The sequence below is a fragment of the Paenibacillus sp. FSL R5-0701 genome (assembly GCF_037973995.1).
Classification (GTDB): Bacteria; Bacillota; Bacilli; order Paenibacillales; family Paenibacillaceae; genus Paenibacillus.
On record NZ_CP150230.1, the window covers coordinates 4260939 to 4283930 of the forward strand.

Genomic DNA, 22992 nt, shown 5'->3' on the forward strand with positions numbered 1-22992 from the left:
CGAATCAACAAAGTTTGGTTTTGAAGCGAAAAAAATATACTTTAAATTAATATAAAACCCGTTTAAAATTAATTACTTATGTGTTATATAACTGCTCCAGTTCAATTAAGCGGTCCTTGATCCTGTGCGGAATAATACCAAACAGATTATCCCACGTCATAAACATCTCCGGTTTTAGTAGATATTCTTCGAACTCCATGGTAGGTACAAATGCTTTGGTCGACAGATAACGCTCTACCTGAGCATTGATCTGTTCATTCGTTTCAAAATAATCTTGAAACAACTCATTCACAAGTAGCCCATCACATCCAGCTTCGGCACCTGCTGCACTATACAGGTTTGGCAGTAACTCAAATACAACCGGAAGTGGCGAGAAAGCATGTTTGCCAGGCTGCGAGTACAGACATACATGACGTCCAATCACATTGACCCGTTCCTTCAACAATCCGCGCAGCACCTTCCCATGAAAGCTGGCTTCACAGTCTACTACCTCTCCGTCATGACCCACATAAACCCATACATGTTCCATTTCATACAGATGTCCAATCTCATAATCCCACCAGATTGCATATTCAATTACATATTGTACTGCCTCGGTCGGAAACTTAATGTCTCTTCTGAACGATGGTGAAGGCCCAGATTGATGCAACACAGAAATGCCAACAAAATCAGGATAAAAGGGTTCGGCTCTGTCAAACATCAAAATCGGTGCATAACTCATTGCAGTTTCAAGCGTATTCAGTTCTGATATGTTCATTCATGAGTCCTCCGTTTTGTTGGATGTTCATACTATATTAACAGAGAACGTAACACACTGACTCAGGCTTTTAAATTATTTTCTAATATAATGTCAATCCCCTGGACTTCATACAATTATTACATCGACACATCAAAAAGCCTGCAACTGTTATTCTCCAGTTACAGGCTTTGTACTTTGATCATGAATAAGGAAGCTTGAATTAAGACTCCTGTTTATTGGATGGTGACACGGACGTCTTGGAGGGTGAAGTCGATTGATCAGAAACCTGCGTATCACACCCTATTGGAGGGCCCAGAATCGCATCATTTTTAATAGAAGCAACAGCTCTCGCATATGCCTCCTCATCCAAACAGTACGCACGGTGAGCCACCTCCGGCGGTGTAGCTGCCAAGAAATCCGCTCCAAACACAATATCAGGCGTTGGTTGATCGAAGATTGTTAATAAATATACATCATCTGTCTCAGCGACAAACCAGTGAAACCAGCCTTTCGGAAATACCACAACCTGCCCTGGTTTCAGACGATATGTCAATCGTTCACGCGTAAACGGATTAAAGACTGATGCTGTAACTTCACCGGTGATGACAACAACCATCTCCGTGACATTGGTGTGCCAGTGCGGCTGCACGATGATTCCTTTGCTTAAGTACACGTTGAAGAACCCATTCGCAATGGTCGGCAGCTGTTCTCCAAACAACTGGGTTACATAGTTGCGTGAATCCCTCTGATAATTGACAACCGCATTGGAATCGGCTGCCAGCGGAACATTCGGGGCTTGCAAAATCGGATTTATCATACGATCATTTCTCCTCCTTGGGCATACATCTCATTGTTGTACTGTATGCCGGAGAATAGAAAGATAATACCGTTGACACATGTTATATAGTGTTTTAATCCTGAACTTTAGGTTGCTTGGCATCATGTATAAACAAACTAGACTTGACCAGGGAATCTGCCTCCAGCTGCAATGCCCTGAGGTGATATGTGATCGATCTGGTTCATCTCATCATCCGTAAGCGAAACCTGCAGCGCTCCTAAGTTCTCATGAACTCTATCCAGGTTGCGAGTCCCCGGGATCGGAACGATATGTTCTCCCTTTCCAAGCAACCAGGCCAGAGCAAGTTGAGAGACTGTACATCCTTTTTGCTTAGCCATCTCTTGAATCAAGCCAACTACCTCCAGGTTTTTCTGAAAGTTCTCACCTTGGAAACGCGGATAGTGACGACGATAATCATCTTCCGGCAGATCTTCTATTGAACGGATCTGACCTGTCAGGAAGCCACGTCCCAATGGGCTGTATGGAACCAAGCCAATGTTCAATTCATGCAGGATAGGCATAATCTCATCCTCAAGCTCTCGACTCCATAATGAATATTCGGTCTGCAACGCTGTAATCGGATGAACAGCATGTGCACGCCGAATGATCTCTACTGGCGCTTCGGACAAACCAATATATCGAATCTTCCCCTGTTGAACCAGATCAGAAAGTGTGCCTACCGTCTCTTCAATGGGTGTATTCGGATCAGGACGATGTTGATAATACAGATCGATATAATCCATTCCCAGATTGTAGAGACTCGCATCTACTGATTTTTTGATGTAGGCTGGATCTCCCTTGGGGCCCTGCGTGTGTGTTATACCAAATTTGGTGGCAACGATTGCCTTGGATCTTCGACCTTGAAGCGCGCGCCCAAGCAGTTTTTCATTCCCTCCAAATTGCTGTTTTTCATACGCTCCGTACAGATCCGCCGTATCAAACATGGTAACTCCTGCATCTAGCGCGCCCTGAATGGTATGTACCGATTCGTCATTATCTGGCATCATCATCACACCCAGGCCGAGCGAAGATATTTGTAATTTATCATTTCCCAGTGTTCTTGTTTTGAGCATGTGGCTCCCTCTTTTCATCTTGAAATAGAAACGTCAACTAGATACGTATGAACTTGAGTTCATTCTATTTCACTCCCGAGATCCCAACCACACTCTGTTTATGCTAGTAAAGAAATTACCAGTTTGATCAATTTTCTATATGGCAACAGGAACGTAAATACAACAATGAATGCCTGATTGACTGTTCAGATTATTCATGGAAAAGATATCGTATGCATGCACAACGCCATCTGCCCGATCTGTCGTTTCAAGCAGCACACGATTGACTTGTTTGAACTCAACTTGGTGCAGGTTCCAGATCGTTCGGAAGTCCACGCTTTCTTCACTTAATTGTTTCACGATTCTGCTAAATTCGGGGTCGCTCGTATACTTGTCATAATAAGTACGGAATACCGCTACCGAGTGCCGCGCGAATTCCTCCCAGTTGTGCATACGCTCCCTGAGCGCTGTATCCAGAAATAAAATCCGCATCATTAAACGCTCATTCACATTCATCGACGAGAAGTTGAAGAGGTTCGTATCTGCAGCTTCATTCCAGGCAAGTACCTCAGAACGTTCATTGGTAATAAAGGAAGGATGGGTCAACTGACCAATAATACTCTGCCAACCTGGCTCCAGTTGCGAATACGAAGCAAGGAATTCATGTTCCGTATTAGGGTCCCATAAGTCAAACAGATGACTCTTCTCTTCCAGGGTTAAACGGAGCGCATCCGCTATACTCTGCATCACTTCACGTGAAGCCGCCAACTCCCTACCCTGTTCGAGCCACGTGTAATACGTCGCACTGACACCAGCCAATACCGCTACTTCTTCCCGCCGTAGACCGGGTGTTCTTCGCTGTCCATAAGATCCTGACAATCCAACTTGTTCCGGTTGAATGCGGCTTCTCCGTGATTTCAAAAACTCACCCAGTTTTTTGTTACGGCTCATACCTGTATCCATAGACATCGTTCCTTTTTATAAAAGTATTCAAGCCTTTTCGACTCTATCCCAAAATGGCAGTCTCTGAATGACTTTGATATAATTCATCTATTATTAGTTCTACAGAGTACTTGGTTTACAAGTAGCTTATCATCGAATGGTGCAGCACGAAAGGAGCATCCATGATCCCCGAAGTTGGTGATGTGTACTGTGTGGACGGTCACGGAGCAGGAATGCGAACATTTGCTGTTTATTTACCTCTCCAATCCGTATTGTCTTCAAGTTTTGATGACTATTTCATCAAGTGAATGGCAAGCCATTGCGCTATGATTGTCCAATTAACTTTAAAAAGGCCCGATGGTCGACAAATGCAAATGGAACGAAGCAGAAAACACGCTGCTTCGTTCCATTTGAACAATCGGTATGACAAGTTCTCCTCTCCTTCATTGGATGGAAAACACTTCCTTTTTCAATAATTCTTCTGGCGTCTGCCCTATCACATCACTGTGAAAATAATCGCGGATAACGCCATCTTGAAGATAATTGGCGATCGACACCATAATCATCCCTTGATCCAGTGCCAGATAAGCTTTTGCAAGTTCTCCCGTTTCAACATTGACTGAGTCATAGAACCCATGTTTGCCAAACATTTTGAAGCTCTTTAAAGCTTTAATGTTCTTTCGAACAGCTTCAGGGGCATAATCCAGGGCAAGGAATGTTGCGTGTGCTGTTACCGTTGCTCCATCTTTATAACCCGAGGTACCTAACGGCGTTGCTGCAAACTCACTGTAACCTGTCGGAGTTGCAGAAGGTGAGAAGCCCCATGCGGCATACCCTTTTTCTTTGGCATATTCGATTTGCAATTCGACATGACGCTCGTTGTTCAATCCCAAAGCTTGAGTACCCAACTCTTTTTCCTTTATAACCATACCGGGCATAAGAGCTTCAAACATGCTGCCTCCCCAGCTTGGTACGAACTTTTTATCCTTGTATACATAACTTCCTTCAAACACATCCACTCCATCATACTTAACGGATTTGCCTTGAGGAATCTGAGCTTGCCAATCCCATTCTTGAGGTAATGTGCGATACATCTTCCACCAATGATCTTGGGGAACGTCACCTTTCCCAATAGCAATATAGCTGCCTACACGTGGTTCCGTATAAAACATCCCATAATGATGATCCGTCAGCGCGCCTTTAGCCACATCATAACCTCCGCGGAATTGGCCGACTTCAGGATCATATAGCGGAGTATAATTCATATTTGTAACCAACTTGCTTGTTTCCCCATGAAGTTCTTCATAGGCTTGCCCAACAACAATTAAACCAGCGGATAACCAGCCATTATCGACTTGGGAAATAAATTGCCCCCAATCTTTCTTCACTGAACCGTCATCCGTGTTATACCAGTTATAAAATAGGCCGTTCCACTTTTCTAACTTTTCGAGGGAATTAATAGTCGTTTGCAGGCGATGTACAGCTTCTTTCTTCGAAATAATGCCCAATTGTTGCGCTGAAACGGTACTCATCATATACATTGCGATGTTTGTGGGCGAGGTACGTTTAGCTTCTTCTGTCCCGTTTTCAGTGTGTCGTACTTCATCGTAAGTCAAGCCAGTGTTCTGATCCGTATAGTCCTCAAAAAACGTATAGGTCTTATATGCAATCGCTTTCAATTCTGCTCGAAATCCAATTAAATTGCTTGAGTCACCTGCTGAAGCCATAGGAGTTAAAGCTAGATTAGCTAACAGACAAAAAGTTAAAATAAAGCTGAATTGTTTTACTTTTTTCATGATTTTCTCCCTTCAAATGGATTCGAAACGTTTCGTTTATATGTTATCATAAATTTCCCATTTCCGTAAACAAGAAAATAGAACGCTTACAAATACTGAATATAATATGGATTATTAATAAATGTAAATTCGAAACGTTTCATTATGTATACAGAGCACCCATCTGTTAGCTAAGCAAGCCATTCTCATTTTCATTGGAACTGCTCTGCAAAATCGAATATGAATCAGCTAAATAAACGTGCAGATCATGGCTTGTTTCCAGATTTGCATAACATGCCTGTAGAATACTGTGAGATGGCTACATCAAGCGCAATATCCATGGACAAAGCAGTGCGATCAGGCATGAGAATAGCGGTTACGGCCATGAGTCCTTTTTACTTATTTCCATTAGGTGTCACACGTCATATTACAATCCTCATTTAACTCGGCACCTTGCTCTAAAAGTATCGCACCATTTCTTCTCCACAATATCTAACTGCCTACAGGATCACCGTATTATTTTTGACATTCAGATTAACTCCATGCTCTACCAACAACTTAACCACTTCCGGTTGATTGCAGATTAAAGCATGGTCGAGTGACGTTAATGCTATGTATTTACTGAGCGTAATCTCTTCTTCGAGTTCCATGCCCTGCTTAATGAATTGTTCTACAGCACCGGTATCTCCCTCATATATTGCCCTGGCATGATCAGGAAGCGTTTCAAACAATCCTTGATTGCCAATTTTGAACAAGAAAGATCCGCTACCACTTTTTCTAAACCTCTTCTATATAACTACAAGTTGTGAAAAACCAAAATATTAGCTTGAATATCCACTCTCGATCATAATCAACGTCCCAATTTTGAAACCACTCGCAAAAGCCTCTTTTGAATGCATAGAGTGAACTTGATCTGTCATATCTAATAGTTCCTCCAACTGTTTAAAGTCATCCTCCGAAAGCTTTCTCTGAAATTTTTCGATATAAGCTGTTATCTCCTTATTAATAGATCGATACTCCGAATCTTGAGGAACAATATTCTCCTCTGGTCTCAGATTACCGTAATATAATTCTTCTATTATATTTCCCACATCACAGACCCCTTTCTCTTATACATGTCTGGTACTCTTCTCATGACAATTATATAAGTTTGTCAGACAATGCTGGGGATTTATGCGATATTCGCATATGATTCTTATAGCTTTCATAGGATATCACATGTTACATGCTTGCTTTGACATAATAATGTAGCGCTTGTTGAGCCCTACCTCGGGAGTATGCTAAGATAATGGACACCTATTTCTACAAAATCCTATAACAAATCAACCGCACAGAAAGGACACTATGAATCCTTCATCACTGTCATCCAAATTACAACAGATCGTTCCACCGCTGGATCTGCGAAGCTGCCTCGTCAGCGTACGCGGTGAGATTATGTACGAACACTACCGCAACCATGAGGCTGCGACCGATATTGCAAAAGTCAATTCCTGTACCAAGAGTGTGCTGTCCGCACTCATCTGTATAGCGATGGATAAAGGCTTGTTGCCAGAGGCATCAACCCCAATCTCCACCTTTTTTCCACAGTTGACATCCGATCCTGATCCGCGTAAACCTTCGATCACACTGGAACAACTGCTCACCATGACAGCCGGGTTCAACTGGGACGAGTTCGGCGGGCAGAATTCATTCCCTCGCATGACCCGCACCAATCATTGGGTGGATTTTGCATTGGAACAACGCTTAAGTCATGAACCAGGTACATATATGGAATACAATTCAGGAGTATCACAGATTCTATCCGCCATCCTGATGCAAAATGCAGGTATGGACGTAGCCGAGTTCGCAGAACGCTATCTTTTTGGCCCGCTGGGATTTAAGGATTATGAATGGGAAAGTGACCCTCAAGGTGTACATACTGGCGGATTTGGTCTTAAAATGTTACCCATAGATCTGCTGAAATTCGGGCAGCTGTTTCTACAACAAGGGATGTGGGAGGGTGAGCCTCTCATTTCAAGTGATCTCATATCCCGTTCGACGCAACCTTTCATTACAGTCACTCCACCGAATCACGGCAGTTATGCTTGGCATTGGTGGGTGGATGTCTATCCGAACGGAAGGTCTGACTCCGAAAATTTTGCTGCTGAAGACGACCAACCCAATCTCCATTATTATTACGCGCGAGGATTTGGTGGTCAGTATGTATATATTGTCCCAGAGCTCGAACTTGTTACGGTGTTAACCAATGACAAACGAAAGAAAGAGAAACCTCCGCTGGATGTTTTTCCTCGATTAATCGCCCCCGAGCTATGGAAAATGTTATAAACGGAGAACAATCCTTCTATCCTGTTTGACAATGAACCCCCAACCTTGTGGCCATAACCAGCCCATAGGTTGAGGGTTTATTCGTCATGCCAAAGCTTCTTCGATAGCAATTGTTATTGGATAAGGACCAGACTCTTGATTAGAGACCACAACCAGTTGTAGATCATAGTCCGGATACACGGAAGACATGAACGACACCCCTGGATCGAATCCCATAACATGAAATTTGAAAATGTCTTCCCCCTTGCGGTCAATCCAGATACCCTGCCCATAATACTCTTCATCCTCTTGATGAGCGTGTGGAGTTAATAACTGCTGTGTCGTCTCTTCATTTAACAATTGGTGACCCAGTAAAGCATCCCAGAATCGAATCATATCCGGTGCCGTAACATAGGCTCCACCATCTGATCCACCTTTGACAGGAATGGAGAACATATTAGTGTTCCAAGAGCCATCTTCATGGTCGATATACCCTAAAGCTGTGTTACGCGGAAGCTGATCTGTTAAGAAATAACCGGAGTCCTTCATGCCACACCTTTTGAAAATGTGCTCCTCCACATAATCTGTAAACGACAGTCCTGAATGTTGCTCCACGATAAGCCCCAGCACAATGAAACCCGCATTATTGTAATGAAAACGTTCACCCGGAGCAGACTTCATTGGCATATGCTGAAACATGGGCAGAAAGTTACTTAAACGCCGCATCGCGTAGACGGGTCTGTCTTTCCATAATTCTGAAAAGTCATCCATCACTTCTTCATCGAAATAATCCGGAATGCCTGACGTGTGTGTTAACAACTGCTGGATGGTGATCCCTTTTTCCCACAGTGGAAACTCCACATCCAACACATCCGTAAGCTTGGAATCAGCAGACAATTTACCCGCTTCAATTAGTTGGCATATACTCACTGCCGTGAAGATCTTACATCCTGATGCAATTCCAAAGCGTGTGTCCACCTGATTGGCAAGCTCTTCACTGCGATTCGCATAACCACGTTTCATATTCAAAAGGGTTTTCCCGGCTTGCTGGAGTAATACAACACCCGAAAAATTCACGCGTTCCATGACTTCTTCTACTTTTGTTGTCAGCTCTACTGCATTCAACATTTTGTTGTTCACCTGCTTGTCTATGTATTTATTACTTTCTCATTCTTAATTCTTCGTCATATCCTGCATACCTGCCAAATTTTCATAAAAAGAAGGATTACTCCTTATAAAAGGAAATAACCCTTCTTCAGACAACGTAAGATTAAGTTTGACATAGCATGCTCAAATGCTGATCAATCACTTGTTCCACTCGTTTTACCGTAAGTCTATCTGGCTGCATTAACATATGAATGGCGAGTCCATCCACAAGAGCATATAACTTCTCTATCTCCATCTCAGCATCCAGTTCAGGATGTGTCATCCCCTGCTTCTGCAACTCCTCTATCACCCATTGAACCGATCGATACATCCCCTGATGCATCTGATCACTTAACTTTTTTAATTCAGGGTACACCAATAATTTGGCTGTAAACGAAAACCAGACCTCCATTTCCATCATTCTGTCTTCGTCCAACGGGAGAAATTGCAAGAGCAAATTCTTCATATCCAGCAGTACAGATCCACTCATCTGTAGTGCCTCCACCCTTTTCTGTACCCGTTCTGCAAAAAGATTCATGCAAAAGGTGAACAATTCGGCCTGTGTGGCAAAATAATGACGCATGGAACCTACAGATAGTCCCGCTTCCTTTGCTATATTCCGAACTGTAGCATGCTCCAGTCCATGCACTTGAATGACCCGGATTGCTGCATCAGCAACGATTTTCCTTTGAGCTTCATGATCTACGATTTTTGGCATGACAACATTATACAACAAACTTCTCTTTTTGTAATACACTGTGCTATAATCTTTTTTAATACATTGTACTAAAATATAAAAACAGCTGTAGGAGAGGAATTCATAAGATCATGCATACAACTACCCCAGCCTCAAAAAGCAAGAAATTCAGGTTTTCCATCTTCATAATAAGGTTATTCTGCACAATGCTACTACTGATCGGTGCCGCATTCCTCTATGAGTGGTTTGCTTCGTCGCAGGCCAAAAAGGACTTTCCACCTCCAGGTACGTTAGTTCAAGTCGGCGGTTACCAACTACACATTCATAAACAAGGTAATGGTTCACCGACCATACTTATGGAGGCTGGAAGTGGTGAGACCAGTTTGTCGTGGAGGGACATTCCTGCGGAACTAGCCCAACATGCAACGGTGGTCACGTATGATCGCGCAGGATATGCCTGGAGTGAATCTGCACCTACAGAACGTACAGGTGCAAATATCGTCAAAGATTTACATGCTGCTCTGGAGAAGGAGAACATCCGTGGCCCTTACGTTATGGTAGGTCATTCACTTGGGGGGATGTATGCCAGACTCTTTGCACAGACCTATTCAAATGAGGTTCAGAGCCTTGTCCTCATTGATGCGCGACCTGAGGATGATGAACGGAACACAAAGGCTTTGTTGGAACAGGCTCAGTTTCAGGGAAACCCGCCTGCCTCCTTGTTATCTTTACTAAAGGTATCTGGCGCTTTCAGATTATTTCCAGACTTTATGCTTGATGGTCTGGTTGCCAAGCAAGATCGGGATACTTTTGTTAATGTGATTGCTACCCCTTCCTATTTTCACGCCAAAGAAGAAGAAGCCCTCCACGCCCATTCAACAGAAGATGCCATTCGTGGCCAAAGTCTTGGATTAATCCCTGTACGTATCATTGCACGCGGACGTCCTCAAGACTATGCTAGTGCAGGGATTCCGGTTGACATTGGGCAGAAGCTCGAATCCATATGGCAATCGGGACAACGTAACATGTTGAATATATCGAAGGATAGTCAGCTCATTGTGGCCACCCGCAGTGGGCATATGATTATTCACGATGAGCCTGAACTGGTTGTGAAAACAATCCTTGAACTAATCTCTGATAAGTAGAGATATTTTTTCAGAACATCCTGCGCTCGATCCAATGTTAAAAGGCTGTTCCTATAGCCAGTGTATGACTTGGAACAGCCCTTCAAGCAATGTACATTAAGATTAGATCTAATAAGTTCGGCTTTTTTAAAAAATATGTTAGCGTAACGCTTGCAGGTCCGACTCTGGACTCCCTGCACTATTCTTCATTTCACGGGGAGACCTCGTATTGATCAGATAATACAATGTGACATAGATTGTAGTGATAAACGTGCCAAAAAACAGGCAAAACGCCAGAGACGGGCGGCTTACACTCTCGTGCATCAGTTCAATCAGCGTCTCGCGATTCGTCAGTGCATCCCAGCTATTCAGTCGATATACACGTCCAAGCAATACCCCGTAACTTCCCAAAGCACAGCCTGCCAGTACAAAGATCCAGGATGCCCAGCGCCCAATTCGGTGAAAGATCACTTCCTGAAGCTGATACATCGACAGGAATCCAAGCAGAAGTCCAGTCCAGACAAACATTAATACAACACTCAAGTCGTACCAATACGTGTAGTCCACTCCGTTCCCACCATAATACCGGGAACTCCTCGCTGTCAGATGAACCAGATCCGTAACAATATAAGAGGAGTTCGGGAAAAACAACAACCACAGCAGACCACTTGCGACTGCAAGCCATGCGGCACCTTTCCATTTCACATTACTTAGAAGATAGGCTGCATAAGAGAACACAAAAGGAATCCAGCCCAAGAACAGATTCCAGATCAGGAAGCGGAAATAACGCTGATCCAGCCAATCTGCGGCTACATAGTACAACCCAAGCGTTACTATTGTGACCACACTAAGGAAAATAAATATGCGAATATAATTCAGTTTTCTCAATGATTCTGACCTCACTTGGTAAAATTCAATTAGTTTCGAAAATAGCGGATGATTTCTTCCTTATTCTTTTCAACACGCAAATTCAATCCACGCTTATCCTTTAATCCATACTGTTGTAATTCATGGCCTGGATCAAGCACCAACGGTTTAGTTGCCACATCGACCAGCAAGTCCATCGTCAATTGATAGGTTTCCCGTAACTTGTCCATCGACAGAGAGGATTCATACCGTTTAATCAGCTCAATCAGACGTTCAGCATACACGAGACGAACCATACTGTCCGCACTCTTCAATTGTCTTGAAGCAAATGCAGTAATTGCCGTAACAATTGTCGGTTCTGTCCGATGTTTGGCAATCAAAGCAAGTTCATCCACCGCATCCCAATTCATGATAGACAGCTCGGAACTTAATTGTTGAATTCGCTCCCCTATCCATTGTTCCTCTAACTCTTGGGGTACGTCCCATCGCTTATAGTCTGCATACACGCCTTCTCGATGCATCTGTATAGCGCTCCCGTAATGTTTGACGAACAAATCCTTTGCTACACTCCAATGGGTCTCTTCCATCTTTCTTTAACCACCACCATACCTGTTCCTATTTGTGCTTACGCTTTTATCCATACACAATACATAAATTTACTACTCTCCAAGCATACTAGAATCATACCATTTACCAAAGGAGAATCAAATTTACAATGAATCCAAATTCCATGAACCCTCAGAATTTAGTACAACCCACATTAAATGCTAATCCAAATGTCACCCCTAACATGAATCATGGCGGCCATGAGATGTTCGATGTGCATGAGATTCTGTCCTCCACCATTAACGTGCTGGATCAATACATGATCTTTCGTACATTTGTGCAGAGCCAGGAACTGATTGGCATTCTGGACCGGCAGTACAATTTCATCTTATCCCAGTACAATCTGACAGCAGAGTGTTTTGCATCCGGACAGAAGCCTCATGAAGAGACGGCAACCTACATGATCCCCAACATCGTACCACCGGTATATGGCCTTAAGCCATCAGCACCGAAAAAGCCAAATCAGAGCTTGGCTGATGTAAAGGATGCCGGCATTAGCGGTCATATGCTGGGACTGATCAAATCACATGCCAGTCTGCTCGGCATGACCTGCAACGAGATCACAAATGGAACGGTTCGCCGAGTCGTCGCTTCGCAGATCCAGCATTTTATCGAGATGGCCTATGAAATTTTCATGTTCCAGAATAAAAACGCCTATTATCAAGTACCTCAACTCACTCCAAGTGATACACAACAGATGCTTCAGGCATACATTCCAGCAACCGGAGCACCTCAGATGCCTATTAACAATAAACCACTTCATTAATTAGAAAATAAAATCCGCTTCCCCAGAACAGTCTCTTCAACCCATGCGGGTTTTAGGGGCTGTTCTTTGGTTATTTATAATCATTTTCCTACTGAAGACACTTGATTCGCTTACCAGAAACTGGTTTAATCAAAGACAAACCCGTACATATTCAACATACGGATCATACATATAAAATACGGTGAAATGCGGTTATACGAGAATTCAAATGGCTTTTTCTTCATTATGGGGAGGTATACAAATGAGATGGAATCAACCTGCTAAACTGGGTTTACTGGCTATGGCTCTCGGCTGTACTGCCATTGGCGCAATAATCACACCTTCAACAACACTAGCTGCACCTGTTCCCGCTTCCAAAGCGGTGTATCATCAATTCCAAGCCTATCGAACAGAAGCAGTAAAGTCCACAGAAAGTCTGGTTAAAGCGCGTAAATACTTGATGAATCATATCGATAAAGTCGACCCTTGGCAGGCCACACTAATGACGCTGCAACTGGAGAACATGCAGAACGTGAAATTGGCTGATATGGATTACCAAATGTATACGGAACAATTTCAACAGGCCATATCTCAAGCCCATGAACAACTTGGTTACGAACAGAAGCTTACATATCGTCGTCTGCTCAAAGAAATTAAAGATCCGACCGTGAAGAAACTTCTGCAGGAAGCTTCAGATCTCGGGTTCAAACTGGAAACCAGTGAAGGCTTGTATTACCCCATCATCAATTATGAGATATATCAAAAGTTCAAACCTTTTGTTAAGGCTGATATTGCTGCATACATTGATATTATGGCTACCGAGTCCAACCAAATGACAACTTCAGATGGGGGCATTATCATCTCTTGGAACGAATTAATCCAGCGTACATTGGAGAAAGAAGCCTTTTTGAACAACTATCCGAATTCCAATCGTACATCAGCAGTGAAGCAAGGGTTATTTGTGGATTATCTCTTTTACGGAAGTGACAACACGCCTGCTTATGATTGGTACACGGACGAAGAAATCCGCACCATGGACCCTGAGGTGAAACAGGCTTACGAGAAAGCTTTAGCTAAGCGAGAACCCAACACGAAGAGTGTTCTTCTGGATACCATGGAAAAGATTTTGCTGGTTCTCAATCAGAACAATGATGAGCTTACACCTGAGATTAGAGCAATCATTGAACCTGTTCAACAACAATTTGCTAGTGAATAATCGAATGGTGAACAGCTAAATGTGAATGCAAAAAAGCGGCAATCCTCGTGACAGAGGTTGCCGCTTTTAAGGTTAAATATCCAATCCGTACGATTTAATCAAAAAGTTGACGTGTCAATCGATGTAAGTTTGTTCGGATTTACGACGAGATATACTCCCTCAATCCGCTCACGGGAAGGGTCCAACTCCAAACAGAATACCTCGGACAACTGCCCTTCTTTCATCAACGCGAGTTGAAGCTCGCCATTGATCCACATCGGTACCCATTCTCTTTCACGCAATCGAGTAAGGACTCGCCGTGAGGTCAGGAGTGCAAGCACGCCTTTGTGAACGTTCATCGTTCTCATAACCGTATGCACAACGCCACCGCCATCTGCTGTAAATACAGGCTGATCCGCCAGTAACCCCAGCATGGCAGAGACATCATAACGAAGGAACGCCGTTGTAAAACGGCTCAGTAATTCGCCTTTGGCTATCATATCCGCATCACTCTGCTCGATCGGCGGTAGTCTTTCAGGCAGATTTCGTCTGGCACGGCTAAAGATTTGACGGCAGTTACTCTCCGTTTTGCCCAACCAATCCGCTATTTCGGAATAGTCATACCGGAACGCTTCACGAAGTACAAACACTGCCCGTTCCATGGGCGAAAGACGCTCCAACATGACCAAGTAGGCGTACGATATCATCTCTTTCTTCTGCATCGTTTCCTCTGGCATGTTATCCACTTCACGATCACCCATCGGCTCTGGCAGCCACTCACCAACATAACTTTCCCGCTGGTTGCGGGCGGAATTTAGCAGATTCAAGCTTCGGTTCACAACCAGTCTGGCGATGTAGGACTTGGGATTTCGAATATCCTGAGCAGACTTGCTCTGAATCCCCGCAAAGCAATCCTGCACAATATCTTCAGCTTCTACCACACTGCCCAGCATACGGTATGCTATCGAAAATGCATAATTTTTATAACGAATATACAGCTCACCAACATCCAGAGAAGACACTTCTGGCTCATTGGCGTGGAAATTAGAATTCATAAGAAGCCTCCTCTGGCATGGTGCATGTATTTTTAGTTAAAGCAACCCGGATACATCCCAGTTGTGATCGCAATCCGGTTCCAGTTATTAATTGTATTAATGGCCAGGATCAGATCCACCAGCTCGGATTCACTGAAATGTTCACGAACCTTATCGTACAACGCAAGGGGTACGCCCTGTTCCGAGATTAGAGTCACAGCTTCAGCCAGCTCCAGCATAACACGTTCTTTATCTGTGAAGAAAGGCACTTCACGCCACACACTCAGCAAAAGAATATGATCCGCATAATCTCCCAGTTTCATCAGATCTTTGGCATGCATATCGAGACAAAAGGCGCAGCCATTAATCTGGGACACTCGGATTTTTAACAACTCGTATAACACTTTATCTTCAAATTGCCCAGAAATATATTGCTCCATTGCCATCATCGCTTTAAATGCGCCTGGATTCGCTACTCTGTAATTCGTTCTTAAATTCATTTTTCATTCGCCTCCGTCATTTGGTTTACATACTGTAGACAAATGACCGCCGGGATCTGTGACATTCTTTGCGAAAATCTTTTAAAAAGCCAAATAATAAGTCCGAGAAATAACAAATTGAGACTTTTTTCTCTTTTTTACAATTAACATCTGACGTAATGTAAATCCGAAAATTTCCGTATTCATGTACGGTTTTTGCTGTACCGTTTGTGATTTCAACCAAAAGTAGGTTGGATATATTGATAATTTGACCAAAAGAGTAGTAACATACGTCTAATGAAGTTAACTTTTCTAACATAAAAAGAGAATCGTTTATTCATATCGGCAAGGAGTGTTTCCTATGATAACTTCCAATGCAAACCATAATGTGACGACCGAATTACCTAGAGGCTGTACGTTCACGGCTGAAGACTGGCATGTATTATCCCAATATTGGTACCCGGTAGCCCAAGCAACCGAAGTAACAGACCAACCCCTGGCTGCTCAATTACTCGATGTGAAGCTGGTTCTCTATCGCAGTAATGATCAGGTTGTGGTAGCCAAGGATCTTTGTTTTCACCGCGGGGCCCCACTTAGCAAAGGCTGGGTAGAAAATGGTGAGATTGTCTGCCCTTATCACGGTTTTCGTTATAATTGTGAAGGAAAATGTACCGCAGTACCTGCGCACCCAAGCTCCAAGATCTCGCCTAAGCTCAAACTTATCGTGTACCCGGCAGTCGAACGTTATGGCTTAATATGGACCACTTTGGCAGGAACGGAAGAACAGATCCCCTCCTTCCCTGGATGGGATGATCCGGATTATATTAATATTTTGCCACCCAACTTTGACATTGCTGGTTCCTCTGGACGTCAAATGGAGGGATTCCTGGATGTATCCCATTTTGCCTATGTGCATACCGAAACATTTGGTGACCGAAACAACACAGAAGTCCCCCAATATAAAGTGAAACGCGAAGGTAATGAGTTATTGGCCGAGTATTGGAGTACGGTAAGTAACTATGGCAAAGGGCAGGATCTTGTTGCACCTGAAGGGTTTCAATGGCTGCGCGAGTTTCGGGTGTTTCCACCCTTTGCGGCTTCTCTTACGGTACATTTCCCAGGAGACGACAAGCTGAATATTCTGAATTGTGCTTCGCCGATCTCTGCTCGTTATACACGTTTATTCTGTCCAATCACACGCAACTTTGACAAAGACGCTCCAATTGAAGACACAATCAAGTTCAACTTGCAAGTATTTGAAGAAGACCGCGAGATGGTTGAGTCACAGAAACCGGAGGATCTGCCCCTTGATCTGCATGCCGAAGCCCATATTCCCGCAGACCGTACTTCGATTGCTTATCGTCAATTATTAACGGAGCTTGGCTTGGGACGAAATTACACATCGTAAATATTTGGGGAAGGGTAGACCATTTTTCTAAGGAACTCAGGACATCTAATTTGGCCTCTAGGTTCTCTTTTTAAATTGTAAGGAATCTCAGACTCGTTATTTCCCAAAATTCCCCGATAAAACACTTCATACGGCTGTTTATTCTGATACAACGTGTCTCAGATTCTTTAGATTTCTGAGCACGCTTCAAATCCTTGATTAAGACGCCTACGACTCGTTAACACTCCATGCTCCGGACATGTTCAGGTATGCATTGGCTTTCAGCAGGTTTGAAGACACCTTTAATCAAAAAAAGAAGCGTTCCTTTACGGACGCTTCTTTTGCTATACCTAATTTAACTGAAATACTTATGTGTATTAGATAAACCTCGCCTCATGACCGTCATCTTTCCTCTTGATTATTCGTATTCATAGGAAGCTCTATATAATACGGACAGCCCGGCTCATGAATAATACGTGGATCAACCCAAGTGCCCCAGTACGGAAGACGGTTCACGTAAGGTTGCATGTTTGGCTGTGTGTTTGGTTGCATGTTGGGCTGTACATTGGGTTGTACATTCGGCATTACGTAAGGCTGATGATTCACATTTGGAGCACTGTTAGAGACAGGGGCAGCTGAAGCCTGGCAATCTGCCGGTGGGCCAATAATCACTGTTTTTTGGATGGGGGCGAGCGCTTCTTGAACTTTTGTCTCGTCCAGACAGTACGTATGAGCCAGAACATTCGCAGGGGTAAGACGCAAGATGTCTGAGCCAAATATCGCTTCAGGCACAGGTGCATCGAAGATCGCCAATAAGTGCGTATGATCTAGAGTAGCCATTTCATAGTGCCACCAACCTTGAGGTACATTAGCCACCTGCCCTGGAGTAATCGGGAAATGAAGCAATTCATTGGTGAACGGATTAATGAGGGACACGACGGCCGAACCGCTGATGCAGTATACTAGTTCAGTTGCATTCTGATGAATGTGTGGTTCAACCACATTGCCAGTGCTGAGGAAAATATCCAGTAAAGAAGCATTGCCCAATGTGTTTAACTGTTTGATGGAAAGTGCGTTAATATAGTTGTTCTCGTCCTTCTTGAATAACGGATTTTTGCTCAAATCGTAAGTAAATTCGGTGGTTGGTAAAGTAAAATCCATGTATGAGGTTGCCAAAATAAAACGCCTGCCCTTCGCTCTCGGTTTAGGTCATAACCTATATCCCAGCTTATGCCCAGCGCCCAGATTCGTGAGCCCATTTCCGCCAAGTTATCATCGCATAACAAATATCCCTGACTCGGACATCCCGAGCAGGGCTCATTGGCTATTAAAATTCTTCTTCGTCAGAGATGTCATCCCAACTAATCCCTAATGGAGTGCTATTCAAATTTACACCTTGAAGCCAACTCATTCGCTTGACCATGTCTGGTATTCCCTCGATCAATCCATTAGTTACACTCAAATAACGTAGTTTTTTTAGTTTCTCCAGTTCAGGCGGAAGCTCACGTATGCCAGAGTAGCCTATATCCAGAGTTACGAGTTCGCTCAATTCACCAATCTCGGATGGAATATGTTTCAGACCAAGATCCGACTTTTCCTTTGGCTTCCACCCGGTAGGAACATGATAAGAACTACCGCAATAAATTCTAAGCTCTCGAAGTTGTTTCAATTTTCCAATGTCATGGTGAATACCTTCCAAATCCGCAGTCATGATCTCCAATTCTTCCAATGATGTCAGTTCAAAAAGAGCTGGAGGAAGCGTATAAACATCCTGCTCAAAAATCGTCAAACGTTTCAAGTGCTTTAATTCCCGAATACGTTCCGGAATCTCTTTCAAGTAATGTGAACTAATATTCAGCACATCCGTCTGATGTCTAATCGCATCGTCCAGTAAGCAATGAATGTCCTGATGCCGATCTAATCTAAAAAACAACCCAGTGATTCGCTCCATTAGCTCAATCGCTTCTTCTTGTGTAATATGCATGCCATACATATTCTCATGAGCAACAGTGTAGAAGTAGTCACTTCCATCCTCGTTCAGAAAACAAAGATCATCTGGCATTGAGGGATATAACCAGTCATGAAAGCGGTTGGCTTCCTCCTTAAGGATCTGCCCTGATTCCGGCGTGCAACGGTATATGTAATAGATACCCTCTGAGTACATGGCACCACTTTTCATCATCATTTCTTCCATATTACTGCTTTCAATTAGATAGGGCTCAAATCTCTGTAACACTTTGGCAACTCTTTTAGGTGTAGCTTCTTTAGCATATTTTCTGTCTACCAGCATGAAACGATCTGTCTTCTCTATCAATTCGTCAATCAACAGTTCATAGGCAGTTCCTCTAGGATCGGTGTGAAAAGCTACGGCTACCATATGTTCCCCTCATTAATCATTAATCTTCAATCTGCTGTATCATCTGAAACCACTGTGGCATAGGCTGATATCATCAATCCAGTCATTGGAGGCTTGTTACATGGCATACGGCCCTGGTTCAGTGTCATCCCCGCAACCTGCGGGTTATCCTTACCCTTATTATCCGCCACCCCCACCGTATCCTTACCCTTATCCCTATCCATACCCGCCCATCGTTCCTGTTCCACTACCATATCCGATCGGTGGTCCTTGGTGGCATGGTGGCTATCCAGGAGGCGGTTATCCCGGTGGTGGCTATCCCGGTGGACACCCTGGTCATTTTCCAGGAAGTGGTTATCCAGGCGGACCTCACGGCGGTGGACCTGGCGGCCCGGGTGGTCTTGGTGGACACGGAGGACCTCCAGGCGGAGGATTTCACGGACATCGTTTCTTTCAGTGGTAATCATTAGACTTATTCAAAGTATCTGTTCAGATAAAGGAGCTGCTTCGGCAGCTTCTTTATTATTGAAGGAATTGTCTAATCGTGCAGGACTTTTAATACGTGATCTCATCCATCATCTTTAGATTACGGTTCGACACGGTAAATAAATCCGTGAAGGTAGGCGTTAGATAATAGACAAAGTCCGGATCGTGTACGTACATAATAATCTGTCCATACGTCCCTTCCTCCGTTGGATCAAAATCGAGCATCAGATACAGTGAACCTCCTGCGATCGTTGCAAAAGGAATCCATGGTTTATGGAACAGGTATGGCTTGATCTCCGGGTCCAACTGGCTGATCTCCTCCTCAGAATAGTACTCTGCGAGCTTCTCATCCACTTCACAGAAGTATTGTTTGGTCTCTCGAATCTCTTCCAATGACATCAGATAAAAGGGTGTACAACGCCCACCCTCGGCATCACCGGGGTACAGCATATGCAGCCCGTAACCACTGCCATCTTTGCTTTGATAAAAGGTACGAAAATCGCCAGGTAGCCTGACGCCATACTCCTTTTCGAATAGATCCAGACTTTCCTCGGATGCACCTTCCCGTTGTTGATATTCTTCAAACAATTGCCGAATCTCTTGATCCTGTATTCTCTCATCTAACAAGTGATTCAGCTCATCCATTAACACGTTTAATGATACATTCGGCTCCAATCTCACCACACCTCCCCTATCTCAGTTCTTCTCTTCTTGTAGATACTGATGATATTCCCAAAACGCTTCTTCCTCTCCGCCACCTTCAATCAGAATCATGACTGCGTAAGATAACAAATTAAGCCATTGTTCCATCAACGCCACCTGTTCCTCAGAAATAAGATTATTTCTGCGAAGCATGCCTTCGGGTTCAACGGCCCAAGCACGAGCCATGTGAGTAATCCCCCATAGACATGCCATGACTTCCCGATCCAATGAAGGCCGTGCAAGTTCTGGTGCCAAAACACGCAGTATCTCCATCAACTCATGAAAATTCTCCTCAATTAATTGTCCACGAAAGGGCCGCAGACTGCGAAGAAAACCGTTCTCCATCTTGGGATGACTCAGATCATCACAGGAAAAAGCATGACATTTTAATAACATTACTGCCTCTTCACGTTCCATTCCTTCACCCCTAACTAGGTAAAATGCTGCCTCACCAGCGCAGAGGTTCTTCTCCACGCCACAACACATACCGCTCCAACTCACGAAGAGTGCCTGTACCGATCCCGTACTCGTCCATTTCTTTGGAACGAAGATCGAGCACATGCAACATGCCACCATATGTGCCAACTACAAGTTTGGATCGCTCTGGTGATACGGCGAAAGAATAGATCGTACTACCTACAAAATGGCGCCATACTTCCTCTCCCTTGTTATTCACACAATACAGATAACCGTATGCATCTCCAAGCACCATGCCCGCCTCTATTTCAGCTGCTGCATACACACGTGCATTCTCATCCATCACTGGCCAATCTTCCTTTGTTTCGTTGCCTGCAATTGATTCCAGCGGAACCTGTATGGTGACCCCGTTATAGAAATGACATGCGTTAAACCAGACGGTCTGGTTATCACTGGTGAATGCTGCATAATGAGGGTAGCTCGATTCCGGATAGAGGGAGTATGTCTTGTTCAGCTGGCGGTCCATCACATTATGATTGCTCCCTTGGCTACCATATGCAATCCACCGACCATCCCGAGATACCGCTGCATGTCCCATGTCTATCTGTGTATCCTCTAGCTCATATTCTTCGATCTCTGCCAGATCGGGATGAAGCAAGGTCACTTGATCTTGCGTTACAAGATATATCCCGTATCTTGAATGTATGAGTAGTGCTCTGCCTTCATCCAGAGGTATAAGTCCTTCAAGTGTCCGTTCGGGATGCTCACAGTCCGCAAGTGATTCAATCCGAGGTAATGCCGACTGTATCCGGGCTTGAATATCTTCCCATCGATATGTCGCTATCTCCTGTCCTTCCAACTTGCGATCTGGCTGACGAATGATACGAATCCCATCCGGTCCTGCAAGCGCATAGTCAAGTCCATCCGATGAGCAACCTGCAAAAGTATATGGAGTGATCAACTGCCATCCGTGCTGATCCATCGTATATATCTGACTATTCTCTGTGAAAATCCCCGTATGACATACAATCATTTCCTCGTTCAGATAACCTATAACTTTGACCGCTTGCATGGAACCCTGAAACGCCTCGTTCAATGGCCACGTCGCTGCGGGTAGCTCACGTCGAAGCACCTCCACATCACCGTGGAGATTGGCCTGTCTCACCATCTGGAATACTTCAGTACTCATTCCGCTTCTGGAGTCTCCCTCCAGCTCGGATTCATCCGGTTGCTCTCCCTGCATACTTCTCTGGACAAATGCATTGACATCCCTTGCATAACGCTTGCCTTCATTACGCCATTGTTCTGCAATGTCTTCCTTTAACCAACTCATCTATTCCCCTCCACTCTGCCCCTATTCATATGCCGTACAATGATGTGCCTGCAAGAACATACTGATTTCGTTATCCGTCGCCTCCTCTGCACCATTCTTTTCTTCATAGAACAGGGCAACCTCTCTCCCCGTTGCATAGTTAAATCGTAAATATCCTCCCATCGATACCATGAACATCTTGCACATGTACTCATTCTCCAACACAGCATCCCACTTAAATTCTGTTTTGCATGTATCGGCGAGTTCCTTCATGGAGCTTCCTTGTTCCGTCCCTGAAAAATGGTAAAACGTATGTTTCCGCAGCTCATTCCACGGTTCAAAGTATAGTGGCGTTATCGGTTTATCCTGATGGTAATACCCACAATAGATCCGGTCCAGCGTTTCACCAAATTCAGTCTCCGAGCATGTCCATAAGGTAATATTCTCATCATGACGCGGTAGCCACAACAGCCCCTCAACTTCCGGATGAACAGCAAGGAAATCTCCATCTACAGAACTGCCGATGGAGATGCACTGCTCAAGTTGAAGCTGACTTATAGGCGAATCATCCGTATGTATCCAAAAATCATATTCCACAAAAGGCTTCAACACTTCCGGGTCCGGCCTCTGCACATTCATCCATCCCGTGTATGTACCCTCTCCGTATTGTTCAATCCAGGTCCGGTATGACAAAGGTAGCGAGATGGCGTGCTGTTGTTCGAAGTGATCCAGTTCCTCTGCTGGAACCGGCTTAAGTACACGGGATACAATATACATTAGTTGACATCT

The 22992-nt window shown here is 44.1% G+C and carries 25 protein-coding genes; 6 read left to right on the forward strand and 19 right to left on the reverse strand.

Going from position 1 to position 22992, the window contains the following annotated elements:
• Nucleotides 1-76: 76 nt before the first annotated feature.
• The 7 genes from MKZ13_RS18655 to MKZ13_RS18685 all read right to left on the reverse strand — a co-directional run bounded on the left by MKZ13_RS18655 (nt 77) and on the right by MKZ13_RS18685 (nt 6437).
• Nucleotides 77-757 (reverse strand): hypothetical protein, encoded by a 681-nt coding sequence (locus MKZ13_RS18655; RefSeq protein ID WP_339177272.1) that lies wholly within the window; start codon nt 755-757, stop codon nt 77-79.
• Nucleotides 758-959: 202 nt separating this feature from the next.
• Nucleotides 960-1556: a cupin domain-containing protein gene (locus tag MKZ13_RS18660; RefSeq protein ID WP_237174803.1), complete on the reverse strand. Its 597-nt coding sequence runs from the start codon at nt 1554-1556 to the stop codon at nt 960-962.
• Between the two features lie 137 nt (nt 1557-1693).
• Nucleotides 1694-2650, reverse strand: coding sequence for an aldo/keto reductase (locus tag MKZ13_RS18665; RefSeq protein ID WP_339177276.1), 957 nt, complete (start codon nt 2648-2650; stop codon nt 1694-1696).
• Nucleotides 2651-2785: 135 nt separating this feature from the next.
• Nucleotides 2786-3598: a helix-turn-helix transcriptional regulator gene (locus MKZ13_RS18670; protein WP_339177279.1), complete on the reverse strand. Its 813-nt coding sequence runs from the start codon at nt 3596-3598 to the stop codon at nt 2786-2788.
• A gap of 416 nt (nt 3599-4014) precedes the next feature.
• Nucleotides 4015-5367: a glucoamylase family protein gene (locus MKZ13_RS18675; RefSeq protein WP_339177281.1), complete on the reverse strand. Its 1353-nt coding sequence runs from the start codon at nt 5365-5367 to the stop codon at nt 4015-4017.
• A 479-nt stretch (nt 5368-5846) separates the two neighbouring features.
• Nucleotides 5847-6101 carry a hypothetical protein gene (locus MKZ13_RS18680; protein ID WP_339177283.1) on the reverse strand — a complete coding sequence of 85 codons (255 nt, stop codon included), beginning with the start codon at nt 6099-6101 and terminating at the stop codon, nt 5847-5849.
• Nucleotides 6102-6167: 66 nt separating this feature from the next.
• Nucleotides 6168-6437: a DUF6809 family protein gene (locus MKZ13_RS18685; RefSeq protein ID WP_339177285.1), complete on the reverse strand. Its 270-nt coding sequence runs from the start codon at nt 6435-6437 to the stop codon at nt 6168-6170.
• A 253-nt stretch (nt 6438-6690) separates the two neighbouring features.
• Here MKZ13_RS18685 and MKZ13_RS18690 point away from each other — a divergent pair, with 253 nt between their 5' ends.
• Nucleotides 6691-7671, forward strand: coding sequence for a serine hydrolase (locus MKZ13_RS18690; protein ID WP_339177288.1), 981 nt, complete (start codon nt 6691-6693; stop codon nt 7669-7671).
• 84 nt (nt 7672-7755) lie between these two features.
• Here the strand turns inward: MKZ13_RS18690 and MKZ13_RS18695 are convergent, their stop codons facing one another.
• Together MKZ13_RS18695 and MKZ13_RS18700 are read right to left on the reverse strand one after the other, a co-directional pair.
• A complete protein-coding gene (locus MKZ13_RS18695; RefSeq protein WP_339185415.1) occupies nt 7756-8778 on the reverse strand; it encodes a serine hydrolase in 1023 nt (340 codons plus the stop codon).
• Between the two features lie 142 nt (nt 8779-8920).
• On the reverse strand, nt 8921-9514 hold the full coding sequence (locus MKZ13_RS18700; protein ID WP_339177290.1) for a TetR/AcrR family transcriptional regulator: 594 nt from the start codon (nt 9512-9514) through the stop codon (nt 8921-8923).
• A 185-nt stretch (nt 9515-9699) separates the two neighbouring features.
• On the opposite strand from MKZ13_RS18700, the gene MKZ13_RS18705 reads away from it, so the two are divergent.
• On the forward strand, nt 9700-10638 hold the full coding sequence (locus tag MKZ13_RS18705) for an alpha/beta hydrolase (protein ID WP_339177293.1): 939 nt from the start codon (nt 9700-9702) through the stop codon (nt 10636-10638).
• Nucleotides 10639-10776: 138 nt separating this feature from the next.
• Here MKZ13_RS18705 and MKZ13_RS18710 read toward each other — a convergent pair whose 3' ends face one another.
• Together MKZ13_RS18710 and MKZ13_RS18715 are read right to left on the reverse strand one after the other, a co-directional pair.
• Nucleotides 10777-11505, reverse strand: coding sequence for a DUF1361 domain-containing protein (locus tag MKZ13_RS18710; RefSeq protein ID WP_221820478.1), 729 nt, complete (start codon nt 11503-11505; stop codon nt 10777-10779).
• Between the two features lie 29 nt (nt 11506-11534).
• The gene (locus tag MKZ13_RS18715; RefSeq protein ID WP_339177297.1) at nt 11535-12071 is read right to left on the reverse strand and encodes a hypothetical protein; all 537 of its coding nucleotides are present in this window, start codon (nt 12069-12071) and stop codon (nt 11535-11537) included.
• A gap of 203 nt (nt 12072-12274) precedes the next feature.
• On the opposite strand from MKZ13_RS18715, the gene MKZ13_RS18720 reads away from it, so the two are divergent.
• A complete protein-coding gene (locus MKZ13_RS18720; RefSeq protein WP_237175732.1) occupies nt 12275-12856 on the forward strand; it encodes a spore coat protein in 582 nt (193 codons plus the stop codon).
• Between the two features lie 241 nt (nt 12857-13097).
• On the forward strand, nt 13098-14051 hold the full coding sequence (locus tag MKZ13_RS18725; protein ID WP_339177300.1) for a hypothetical protein: 954 nt from the start codon (nt 13098-13100) through the stop codon (nt 14049-14051).
• 98 nt (nt 14052-14149) lie between these two features.
• On the opposite strand, the gene MKZ13_RS18730 is transcribed toward MKZ13_RS18725, so the two are convergent.
• Together MKZ13_RS18730 and MKZ13_RS18735 are read right to left on the reverse strand one after the other, a co-directional pair.
• Entirely contained in the window at nt 14150-15085 is a 936-nt protein-coding gene (locus MKZ13_RS18730; RefSeq protein ID WP_339177302.1) for a sigma-70 family RNA polymerase sigma factor, read from the reverse strand.
• Between the two features lie 32 nt (nt 15086-15117).
• A complete protein-coding gene (locus MKZ13_RS18735) occupies nt 15118-15564 on the reverse strand; it encodes a carboxymuconolactone decarboxylase family protein (RefSeq protein WP_339177304.1) in 447 nt (148 codons plus the stop codon).
• A 340-nt stretch (nt 15565-15904) separates the two neighbouring features.
• On the opposite strand from MKZ13_RS18735, the gene MKZ13_RS18740 reads away from it, so the two are divergent.
• Nucleotides 15905-16951, forward strand: coding sequence for an aromatic ring-hydroxylating dioxygenase subunit alpha (locus MKZ13_RS18740; RefSeq protein ID WP_339177307.1), 1047 nt, complete (start codon nt 15905-15907; stop codon nt 16949-16951).
• A gap of 381 nt (nt 16952-17332) precedes the next feature.
• On the opposite strand, the gene MKZ13_RS18745 is transcribed toward MKZ13_RS18740, so the two are convergent.
• Both MKZ13_RS18745 and MKZ13_RS18750 read right to left on the reverse strand, forming a co-directional pair.
• Complete coding sequence (locus MKZ13_RS18745) at nt 17333-18106, reverse strand: cupin domain-containing protein (protein WP_339177309.1); 774 nt, start codon at nt 18104-18106, stop codon at nt 17333-17335.
• A gap of 151 nt (nt 18107-18257) precedes the next feature.
• A complete protein-coding gene (locus tag MKZ13_RS18750; RefSeq protein WP_339177311.1) occupies nt 18258-19307 on the reverse strand; it encodes a leucine-rich repeat domain-containing protein in 1050 nt (349 codons plus the stop codon).
• 100 nt (nt 19308-19407) lie between these two features.
• Here MKZ13_RS18750 and MKZ13_RS18755 point away from each other — a divergent pair, with 100 nt between their 5' ends.
• Complete coding sequence (locus MKZ13_RS18755) at nt 19408-19749, forward strand: hypothetical protein (RefSeq protein WP_336764487.1); 342 nt, start codon at nt 19408-19410, stop codon at nt 19747-19749.
• 92 nt (nt 19750-19841) lie between these two features.
• Here the strand turns inward: MKZ13_RS18755 and MKZ13_RS18760 are convergent, their stop codons facing one another.
• The 4 genes from MKZ13_RS18760 to MKZ13_RS18775 are packed head-to-tail and all read right to left on the reverse strand — an operon-like array spanning nt 19842 to nt 22980.
• Nucleotides 19842-20447, reverse strand: a complete 606-nt coding sequence (locus MKZ13_RS18760) for an SMI1/KNR4 family protein (protein WP_339177316.1) — start codon at nt 20445-20447, stop codon at nt 19842-19844.
• 21 nt (nt 20448-20468) lie between these two features.
• A complete protein-coding gene (locus MKZ13_RS18765; protein ID WP_339177318.1) occupies nt 20469-20891 on the reverse strand; it encodes a hypothetical protein in 423 nt (140 codons plus the stop codon).
• Nucleotides 20892-20922: 31 nt separating this feature from the next.
• Nucleotides 20923-22224: a PQQ-binding-like beta-propeller repeat protein gene (locus MKZ13_RS18770; protein ID WP_339177320.1), complete on the reverse strand. Its 1302-nt coding sequence runs from the start codon at nt 22222-22224 to the stop codon at nt 20923-20925.
• A 21-nt stretch (nt 22225-22245) separates the two neighbouring features.
• A complete protein-coding gene (locus MKZ13_RS18775) occupies nt 22246-22980 on the reverse strand; it encodes a hypothetical protein (RefSeq protein WP_339177323.1) in 735 nt (244 codons plus the stop codon).
• Nucleotides 22981-22992 lie beyond the last annotated feature (12 nt).